Below are 9,390 nucleotides of genomic sequence, written 5' to 3' on the forward strand. Positions count from 1 at the left end.
CGGCTTCGCTGCTTGCGTGTCCACATCCCAAGTGTGAATCATATTCGCTGCGATACCGGAATCCCCGCCTAGCCCAATTTTCAAACAGGCTCTCACGGGAGAAGATTTCGTTCTGGCAATCATCAGTGATGGAGCTTACAGCAAAAGCATTGTTGGCCGTTAAGCTATAGGTTTGGTTTTCTCGTACCCATTACTGTTTTCGATTTAGCAAAACTTCGGAATGGCGCGTAATGCGTTCAGCCCGTGCGCTCCGGAATTTATGATCTAGTTGTTCAGGAGTTTGCTTAGTCCGACCATTGGGCGTGGTTCGGCTTCGAACCGGTGATAGCTCTGCAAGGGTCGACGGAAGGGGGCTTAAGCGTCATGTCGTCCAACGACGGTCCGGGCGACCGAAGTGCACCTCGGTTCGCAGAGTCATAACGACAATTGTCCCGCCCTTCTTTTCCGGTTAGGACACAAGGGAATTCGTGGGAAATTAAGGGAAGTTTGCCGTTTGTGGGCTTGCAAAGCCCCAAGAAATTAGCATTGGGCTGTCCGGCTATTGACCGCGCGATTTTATTTTAGGCAATCCTGGAGGCTGTGTGGGCCGTTAAAGGGGATTCAGGCGGCAGGATACCCCCGTCGCCGAATAGCCCGTTCACATTGGGCCCTTTGGCCATTAAATGCCCGAACTTACGTATAAGCAGGCAAGATAACTTTGCAGTCGATGCCGGTAGGTGGCCGGAGCGGCCGGGTATCTATCGAAACCCCCTGTTGCATAGCGCGGACTATCAACGAAGGGACAGCGTGATGTTGAATTTCCGATAATCCGAGAAATTATCATGGAGCGTGACGGTGGACCTGTCCTGTTCCTCCGTACTGACAACGGCGCCGTGGATGGTGTATTCAAATCGATCGCTATGTTGATGCCAGACACTTCAGCCCGCCAGATTGCGGAGTTCATTTGTCCGCGGCTCCGTCTGATATAAACGGCGCAATCGTAAAGCGCCGAGTCTTTACTGAATTCCAAGTCAAATCGCTAAACAATTCCGAACACCTTTCCTTTAGTTGGAAGTTTTCTCGCTGAATGTGAGATTCCGATCTCAATGGTCGTCAGTGATGGGGTTGCGCGCTTCGTTCAACGCGTTTCGAACCCGGTGTCGTTTGGAAGGTGAAAGTTCTACGGATCGAACAAAAGATCTCTTCCAGTGCTAAATTGAACGTAAAACCAAAATCTACTACTAAAGTAGAGCTGATTTAGTGCTGGCCCGTCGGTTCTTGAACATGTGTTGGTTTAGGCGAACTTTACAACCCTCCGATGCTAGGTCGCGCGGATCGCGACCGTGATACGCCGGCAGTCAAGCGGATCACGAGGATATCGCCCGCGAACCACGCCGGCCTGAGGTGGGCTCTCGCGGGCGGCAAAGGCAAGCTCGACGATACGGCCCTCGGCGATTTGCGATCAGCGTCGAGCAGGTTCTCCACTTCATGGGGCCGAAGAAGAAAAAGAGCGCTGAGCGACGGCCGAAAAGCGGGCCTTCCGCTATGCCGCCTTAGGCTTTTTGGTCGATGTCGGATAGCCGAAGGCGAGGAAGAAGTGTGAAACTCGGATGGTGCCATGAGTTGGCGCCAGGGCGGCATCGCGTTCATGCTCCGTGTCGAAGTCCGCCGTTCCGAACAGGATCGACGGCCTCGCGATCGGATTGCCCGCTGACGTCGGCTTGAGGCGCAGCACCGTGCCGAGCGCGCTGTCTTCGAGCGCCTTGCGGATCGCCGGCACGACATCGTCTTCGGGATCGAGCAGCACGCCGACCATCGCGGCCACCGCCTGGCGGCGGCTATAGATGCCGGTGACGAAGCGGCCCAAGCGCTTGAACTCGAAGACGAGATCGCATGCCCTGCGCGTCGTCGTTCCAGCCGTAGACGATGTCGGTCCTGCGCTCCTCGATCAGCATACCTGTCGCAAGATCAAATTCGCCGATGACGTCTTCGGCGGACCACATGCCGAACAGCCCGTGCTGCCTCGCGGTGTAGTTCTCCACGTAGATCTTCAAGCGCTTCGTAAGCGCAGCCTCGTTGGTCTTGGGGTTGAAATCTGCACGCGGCCGCTCCGCCAGCTGTGTCCAAGCTTCGCGGAGCGTCGGCCTGGTGCTCCAGGAGACCGCGTGTGACGTGCACTGCGCCCTTCAGCTTTCCTCTTCCGCTATTCTTCGCACTCGAGCGCGTCCCCAAAATCACGCTCGGCTAGTCAACGAGCTTCAGGGCGTCCTCTCCCGAGAAGATTTCCACCTCCGGGTAACTTCCCGCCATCAGATCCTTCGCACTCTTTGCTCCATCGGTAACCTCCTAGTTCAGTCTCAAGACTCGCCTTCTAGAGCGTCGAGCGGGATTTTGAGAAAGCGTTTGCCATTGTTTTCTGATTTGGGGAGTCGGCCACCCCGGATGTTCACTTGCAGCGAATGCAGGATCACGAATTAGCGTGAAGGGAATTCAAACTGGCGGCCGTTGTAGCCCCACAGCGAACGAGGGCGCGGAAGAACGCGCCCGCGTTCGGAATGATTATGACGAAGCCTCAGGGCCGCAATTGCTTTTGTGTTGGGTCGCTCAGGCAAATGCCGGGGCAGTCGGCGCCGCCCTTGGCGGGATCGCACGTATCCGACGTATCGTCCACGCACTTTTTGCCGTTCGGGCAGGGAATGCCGGCAATGCCGCCACACGTCTGCTTCGGATGATCGCGCACGCAAATGCCGGAACAGTCGGCGCCGCCCTTGGCCGGATCGCACGTATCCGACGGGTCGTCTACGCACTTCTTGCCATTCGGGCAGGGAATGCCGGCGATGCCGCCGCACGTCTGCTTCGAATAATCGCTCACGCAAATGCCGGGGCAGTCGGCTCCCCCCTTGGCGGGATCGCACGTATCCGAAGGATCGTCCTCGCAGTTCTCGCCTTTCGGGCAGGGAATGTTGGCAATGCCGCCGCACATTTTCTTCGAATAATCTTTGCCGTAAGCCGGGCTTTCCTTGGACGGATAGTCTTTGCGTTCCTTGATCTCTGGCTTGGGTTCGGCGGGAGTGATCTCCACGGCTTCGCGCATCTGGCGCGGCTGTACCGCATTGACGTCCATGGTCTCCACTTCGCCGTCGGTGTGCCTTGCGGAGTAAACGGTGACCACGTCCAGCGGCTCGGGGCTCTTGATCACCACGAAGCCTTCAAGAAACGCAAAATCGATGCACACGCCATTGATTGGGCAGAAATAGCCCGCAATGTCGAAGCAACTTAATTTCATGGCCCCGTCCGGCGCCAGCTCGGCCTGCTTAAAGGGCGAGATGCTGAACGGGCCTGGATCGGAGCCGAAATCCGCGGAGAGCGCGACTTTCGCGGCGATTGTGAGCGGCTTCCTACCGGGATTATGCATGTTGACGATGGTGCGATACGTGCCTTTCGCGAGCGTTCCGTCCTGGTGTGGGAGCATCAACGAGCAAACGACTTTGGCGGCGTATTGATATTCGGTCTTTATAACCTCGGGTTTCGCCTTCTGCGCAAGCGAAGGATCGGCGCCCGCGGGGCCGAGCCAATAAGCTAGTCCCAACACCGCCGACGAGAGTTTAGCAAGGTGCAAATGTTTCATCGCAATTCCCTCATAATTGATTCCAATTTGAAGTCGGACTCGCGAGAAATAGCGATGGACGCTGCCGATGCCGCCAAAGCGGCCAGCGCCCCCACTGCGAAACGTTTTGTCTGGGCCGCGCCAATAGCCATTACGACATCCTTGATTCTTGGGATGGTCGTCCGCCGTCGAGATCGCTGTTCAAACCGATGCCACGTTCCGGCCCGGGTCAATTGATGCAGATCAAGAGATTCTGCTTGCGGGTGTAGGCGTCGCGCGCGCCCGCCGCTCGCGTGCACCTGCAGCCGGTAGCCTTCCTATTTATTTCGTGGAGCCAGTGAAAGCCGCTCGACGCGTTCGCCTTGAGCGTGGCGAGTTGGGGGCGTGATGAAATCCTGGCATTCCCGCAGGCTTCGCTCCTTCGGCCGGGATGCCGGAACCTTAAGAGTAGCCACGAACGCCGATCAAAGAACGTCTCTGTTCCTTTCCGGGCTTAGGACAGTAACGAGCCTGGGGCCGGTCCAAACTTCGACCTCCTGATCATCGAGCAGATGGCTGACCTTCTGAAGCGCCTCCGCATCATCACGGCAGATCATCTTATCGAAGCCGAGGATATACCCATCGTCGTCAAATACGTACGCCCGATATAAATCCATCTGGCACTCCCAAGATTGGGAACCTGCCACGCTGACGAAACCTGGCAGAAACCATTTTGACCTTCTGGCCAACACTTCCCCCGAGCGCCGGTTCCAACCGGACTCCCTCAATATCTTCGCCTTCCGAACAGCGTGTAGCTGCAGTGCGCAAGCCCGGAGGCGACGAACGCCTCGACGATCAGCTGCACGATGCTCGAGACCATGTTGGGTCGACCGGGCGCTGTCATCGCGTTCGTGGCGATGACGCCCGCGAGCGAGGTGAGCGCCAGCATGATGCGCTTGGAAGCCGTGCTTTCCAAGGGAAAAGCCCCTGTACTATACCCATGACCGGAGATGCAGGAGCCGATTTAACTAGCTCGGCAGAAATACGGGCAATGCTAGACTGACAGCCCATTCTCGGTACAGGACAATGCGTAGGGCCGAGCCACACGGATACCTCCACGACACCGGGCACATGAGGCGGAGCGTACTTTGCAAGATTGCAGGGCGCGGGTTCAAGTCCCGCCATTCATGAGCAAGGCACGGGGGATTACATCAAACAAGCCACGGGATGAATGGAGCTCAGTCGGTAGAGCGCTCAGTTCGACGCTGGCGCTGCTGGTGGTCAGCGCTTCCGCTCGAACAATCTTTCAGTCGCCGCCGCCGCATACAAGACCTCTCTAGACCTAGCCAATCGCTAGGAGGGGGAAGGAGCCAAGGACAGCGAACGGAGCAGCGGGAGAAGGAATACGGAGTGGAGGGAGCAACGGGCGGAGCTTTAAAGGCGTCGCAAATTATTTTCCAGAACGACGCTTAGGGTATCAGAGGTAAAAGTGGGCTAGTGCCAAGTCACCTCGAACGCTGAGGGCGGGCTGCTGTCGAACGGCCGTTGACTTCCGAAAAGGTTGTGTAACGATAACACTCGCCCGCCATTTCAGGCGGTAGAGGTGCTGCTATGGCCCGATATATTTTTCTCAAAAGTATGTTAAGTTCGGCGCTGGCCCTGACGACTTTTGCTGCCGAAGCACAGCAGTCTACTTACAGCGTCCAGTGCACTGTCGAGAAGGGCACAGGTCACCTTGAAACGGATCTGCGACGTACCGTCGTCATCACAGATCCGGAAGTGTTTAAAGACGATGCCTTTTCGCTTGAAAGGACGCTCGGCGCAATCCTGACTTCTGCGGTAACGCCGAACTCTCAGGACGCCGCTGCAACTGAGGCTCAAAAGAAGCTGGTCAACACGCAGGCCGAGCGGGTCTCACTGCTTACGAGCATGATCCGAAGCTTCCGCGTGGCAGACCGAATCAATCCCGACAGCAAGGTTGCGATGCCCGCTAAGATTCGCCCCAACGAAGCTGCCCTTGATCCTCTGAAGCTGCTCACACCACAGGACGTAGAAGGCATGCGCCCGGTCGGTTTGTTCAACCGACTCGATCTAGCTCCCGCAAACTTCAAATATTGCGGCGAGCACCGCATCGTTTATGCGAAGGGTGACCCTGTCGAACGGACAAATCGCTTCTTCCTCATCTTTGAAGCAGCGGTCGACAACCCTGACCCACAGAATAGACCTGAGGGCTGTCTCGGGATAGCGCGGTTCTGGGACAGCCTCAAAGGCAAAACCGGACCAGAACTCAAGACAGCGCTCGAGAAATTCTACTATGAGGGCGATACGGACGGCGATGGGACCGCGGACATCCAGCCTGTCATTCATCACCAACATTTCGGTCTTCCGTTCGGACAAGTTCGAGGCAACCTGTTCGTGACAAGCGGCGACATCGGCAACAATCCATGGATGCTGCGTGAGTGGCGCGTCAGTGTCAGCCCTGACGGCAGCGCCGTTTTTGTGCCCGACACAGTGAAGGCCAATCCTCATCCGGCGCTGTATGGAGCGGCCGCAACAAACGAAGCGGAGGGCTTCGGCGACCTCCGGTTCGACTTTCAAGACGACTTTGTACGCATTCATGTGCGCGAACTGATAGAGACTGAACTCAGGGCTCAAAAAGACGGGAAAACACTATCTCCGACGGAGCTATTTGCTAGCGTTGGAGCACGCTTCCCCAATCGATCCAACACGTTCGAGAGCATCTCGCAGGGCGACAACGATGATCCACTGAAGCGAGCGGAAAACACCGGGTTGCCCACTGGCGTGAATTCCGAGCTGAAGAACTTCAGGCTTCCTCAGGGATCCACTTTGACGGCGCAGCACATCTTGGCACGAGCCGGGGCGGTGAGCTGTGGTGGCTGCCACCAGTTCTCGGTTGGCCAGGAGATTGCGCCGAACGTAAAATGGCCAGCGACGGCCCCCGGTGGCTTCACGCATGTGACCGAGAAAAGGGAGCTGTCAGAAGCCTTAGAAAAGCATTTTCTTCCGGCGCGGTGCGAGAACCTTGATAACTTCTTAAATAAGGTTGCCCCGACAACAAAGACGGTCGCTGCCCCGCGGCCCGCCGCTTCAGCGCCCATTCAACCAACTCCTTCATCAACTGCGGGCGCGGTCGCGTCGTCTCGTCAAGGACCGCCAACGGCAGCCGCGAAAGCGCGGCAGGCACTCACGCGCGTCGCTCCGGCCGAGTCGCGCCTTGAGCGGCTTGAAGCGGTTCGTAACCTCGAAGAACAGGTGCAAACGGCTCGGCATCAAGATCGCCAGGAAGCAGGAGCATTTATGACGTATCGGCGCCCGCATTGATGAAGAGCACCTTAGTCTGGCATACCACCTGCATGAGTCTCCCGAAGCTTCGCTGCGGGAGGCACTTTTCGTCAGATTGAAGCAAAGGTAGTGCCGCCTCAGGCGCCTCTCGAAGGGACGGTCCGTCGCGTGATCGCAGACAATCCTATCTTTCCGAAGGAGTCGCTCTGCTGGAACTGGCGCGGGACGTCCAAAGGCTGTTCGCGAAGCAGGAGCCGCGCGAATGCCATGACAACCCACAAGGGACTCTCTAAGGCGGGATATACGACGACTGAATTAGCCTCGCGCGGGCCATTCCACCACCGGTGCTGTGGGCCTGTAGCCAGCTCGGTCTGGAGACCACGCTGTCAGTTAAATGTCGGCCGCGAAGGCGGTTCCATCGAATGACGACTCTCATCAGCCATCGTAAGCCGTTGGCACGCGGGCGAGATTTGTGTCACTTTCAGACGCCTCCACCAGGGTCGTCTAACAGACCAACTAACCCTGCCTCACGCCACGAAGGTCGCTCATGACATATATCTTGGTTCTAATCTCCCTCGTTTTTAGGGGCCAGGAACTTCAAATCATTCCTGGCTATCAGACAAAGGAGCTATGCGAGATCGCGGGAAAACAATTCGGGTCTCGCTGGGAGGATGAGTCACAACAACATTCTCCCCTTTCATTCAAATGTATCGACGGGCCATTCGTCCAAGCTAAAGAGTCAGTTGTTAAACAGCCAGTTGTCCAAGAGCCAGTTGCCCAAGGTAAAGAAGGACGGGGGTTGCAAAAGCCTCAGAGGAAGTGAATGGACCCAAATACCGTGGCGGTTATCGCCGCTGGTAGAATTTAGCGAAAGCGAATTCAATTTGCTCGAGATCAATTTTCCGGAGGCGACTGTCCGAGCGATGGCGGAAGCTGCGTTAATCGCAGCGCGCGATGCACGTCTCCAAGCCACCACCGGTAACGGCACGCAGCACTAAATTCCGACGTGCCATGCTTCGCCTAGCCGCCGTTGGCCCTAGCGCGCGTTCGAGGTCCCGGCGTCAGTTAATTTGAACTTCTGCGTAGGTTGAGCCGGCGCGATGTCTTAAAGGAATTCAGCTTGCTTTGCGCTTCTTGGCTGCCTTCTTTCTGACTGACGTCTTCTTGGCGGGCGCCTTGGCGGCCTTCGGCGCGGATCCAGGCTTCAGGCTTTGACGAAGCGCGTCCATCAAATCAACCACGTTACTGCCCTGGGGTCTTTCAGGGGCGGTGATTCGCAGCCCCTTTTGCTTCTTAGCAAGCAATTCGTTCAAGGCGTTCTCATAGTGATCTTCGAACCGGTCCGGGTCGAAGTGTCCGCTCTTCTGGTCGACGATGTGCTTAGCTAGATCGAGCATGTCGTTGGTGATCTTCACGTCCTTGATGTCATCGAAATAATCAGCCGCCTGTCGCACCTCGTATGGATAGCGCAGCAGCATACCCATGAGGCCTTTGTCGCGTGCTTCCACGGCAATGATGTGCTCGCGGTTTGTCAGCACCACCCGCGCCAGCGCCACTTTGTCGGCCGCCTTAAGGGTGTCCCGGATCACGGCGTGGGCATCGTGACCGACGTTGCCATCCGGCACCAGAAAATACGGCCTGACAATATAGAGGTCATCGATCTCGGTGCGCGGCACAAACTGATCGATGTCGATCGTGCGTGTGGATTCAAGGGAGATATTCTCGAGTTCTTCTTTCGTGATCTCGAGATAGCTGTCGGTATCGATCTTATAGCCCTTGACGATGTCTTCGTTCGCGACTTCCTCGCCGGTTTCAGCATCGACTTTCTGATACTTGATACGGTGCCCTATGTTGCGATTGATTTGGTTGAAGCTGACCTTTTCGGACTCCGAGGTAGCCGGAAACAGGGCTATCGGGCATGGCGCGAGGGGCCATGAACTAAAAACTCCTGCTGCAGGGAGCCTGAATATAGAGCGTGGCAGGAAGAAGAGGAGTCCGAACAGATCAACAGTCCGGGCACGTGTCGCCGAGACCGTCCCTTATGGCATTCATCTCAGCTATACAGGAATGCGGAGTGGCACCGGGGAAAGGGTTTCGCCAAGCCTCTTCCCGCGCGCGGTTCCAAGCATCAGGATCGGCACGATCGAGCCTGTGTCCGTGATCCCTACATTCAACTACCGCACCTTGATCAATAAGGGTCCCGAGCGCCCAGCCATGCAGAGTGCGAAAAGCCGGGCGGGCGCGATGTGCAACCGGCGCTGAGGATGTAATCTTGTGTTGCCGTGCGATGGTCATACGTCGCCTCGAATCAATTTTCACTCCGATTATATCACTCAGCCGCAAGCGTCCGGCCCTCAACCCCTCAGGTTATACTCACGGTCCTGTGAACGGCTATTGTCGATGCGCGCCGATAGGCTCCCGCATGCCCTAGAACCGATCGACATTCAGGATTCCCAATCGGTTTGATCGCTGATTCATAGAGCTCCGTGATTCGTCACGGAGCAGATCATGGCGGCGAAGCG

7 protein-coding genes and 1 pseudogene are annotated in these 9,390 nt (G+C 56.8%); 1 reads left to right on the plus strand and 7 read right to left on the minus strand.

Annotated features, from left to right (window positions below; translation table 11 throughout):
• Positions 1–1,522: 1,522 nt before the first annotated feature.
• The 6 genes and pseudogenes from GGQ85_RS20080 to GGQ85_RS20105 all read right to left on the minus strand — a co-directional run bounded on the left by GGQ85_RS20080 (position 1,523) and on the right by GGQ85_RS20105 (position 4,541).
• Positions 1,523–1,846 carry a hypothetical protein gene (locus GGQ85_RS20080; RefSeq protein WP_309775990.1) on the minus strand — a complete coding sequence of 108 codons (324 nt, stop codon included), beginning with the start codon at positions 1,844–1,846 and terminating at the stop codon, positions 1,523–1,525.
• Positions 1,818–2,033: a hypothetical protein gene (locus GGQ85_RS20085; RefSeq protein WP_309775991.1), complete on the minus strand. Its 216-nt coding sequence runs from the start codon at positions 2,031–2,033 to the stop codon at positions 1,818–1,820. Before GGQ85_RS20085 ends, GGQ85_RS20080 begins: the two co-directional genes overlap by 29 nt.
• 303 nt (positions 2,034–2,336) lie before the next feature.
• Positions 2,337–2,450 (minus strand): annotated as a pseudogene (locus GGQ85_RS20090) (MBL fold metallo-hydrolase); the annotation flags it as partial.
• Positions 2,451–2,551: 101 nt separating this feature from the next.
• Positions 2,552–3,607: a hypothetical protein gene (locus tag GGQ85_RS20095; RefSeq protein ID WP_309775992.1), complete on the minus strand. Its 1,056-nt coding sequence runs from the start codon at positions 3,605–3,607 to the stop codon at positions 2,552–2,554.
• A gap of 443 nt (positions 3,608–4,050) precedes the next feature.
• Entirely contained in the window at positions 4,051–4,242 is a 192-nt protein-coding gene (locus tag GGQ85_RS20100; protein WP_309775993.1) for a hypothetical protein, read from the minus strand.
• A gap of 107 nt (positions 4,243–4,349) precedes the next feature.
• Entirely contained in the window at positions 4,350–4,541 is a 192-nt protein-coding gene (locus GGQ85_RS20105; RefSeq protein ID WP_309775994.1) for a hypothetical protein, read from the minus strand.
• 635 nt (positions 4,542–5,176) lie between these two features.
• On the opposite strand from GGQ85_RS20105, the gene GGQ85_RS20110 reads away from it, so the two are divergent.
• The gene (locus GGQ85_RS20110; protein ID WP_309775995.1) at positions 5,177–6,907 is read left to right on the plus strand and encodes a hypothetical protein; all 1,731 of its coding nucleotides are present in this window, start codon (positions 5,177–5,179) and stop codon (positions 6,905–6,907) included.
• 1,076 nt (positions 6,908–7,983) lie between these two features.
• Here the strand turns inward: GGQ85_RS20110 and ku are convergent.
• Entirely contained in the window at positions 7,984–8,838 is an 855-nt protein-coding gene (gene ku / locus GGQ85_RS20115) for a non-homologous end joining protein Ku (RefSeq protein WP_309775996.1), read from the minus strand.
• Positions 8,839–9,390: the final 552 nt, after the last annotated feature.

Source organism: Nitrobacter vulgaris, assembly GCF_031453995.1.
Taxonomy (GTDB): Bacteria; Pseudomonadota; Alphaproteobacteria; order Rhizobiales; family Xanthobacteraceae; genus Nitrobacter; species Nitrobacter vulgaris.

What these genes read in the sequence shown, in the direction of transcription:
- GGQ85_RS20095 (WP_309775992.1), bottom strand. Translation starts at nt 3,607, where the DNA reads ATGAAACATTTGCACCTTGCTAAACTCTCGTCGGCGGTGTTGGGACTA.
- GGQ85_RS20100 (WP_309775993.1), bottom strand. Translation starts at nt 4,242, where the DNA reads ATGGATTTATATCGGGCGTACGTATTTGACGACGATGGGTATATCCTC.
- GGQ85_RS20110 (WP_309775995.1), top strand. Translation starts at nt 5,177, where the DNA reads ATGGCCCGATATATTTTTCTCAAAAGTATGTTAAGTTCGGCGCTGGCC.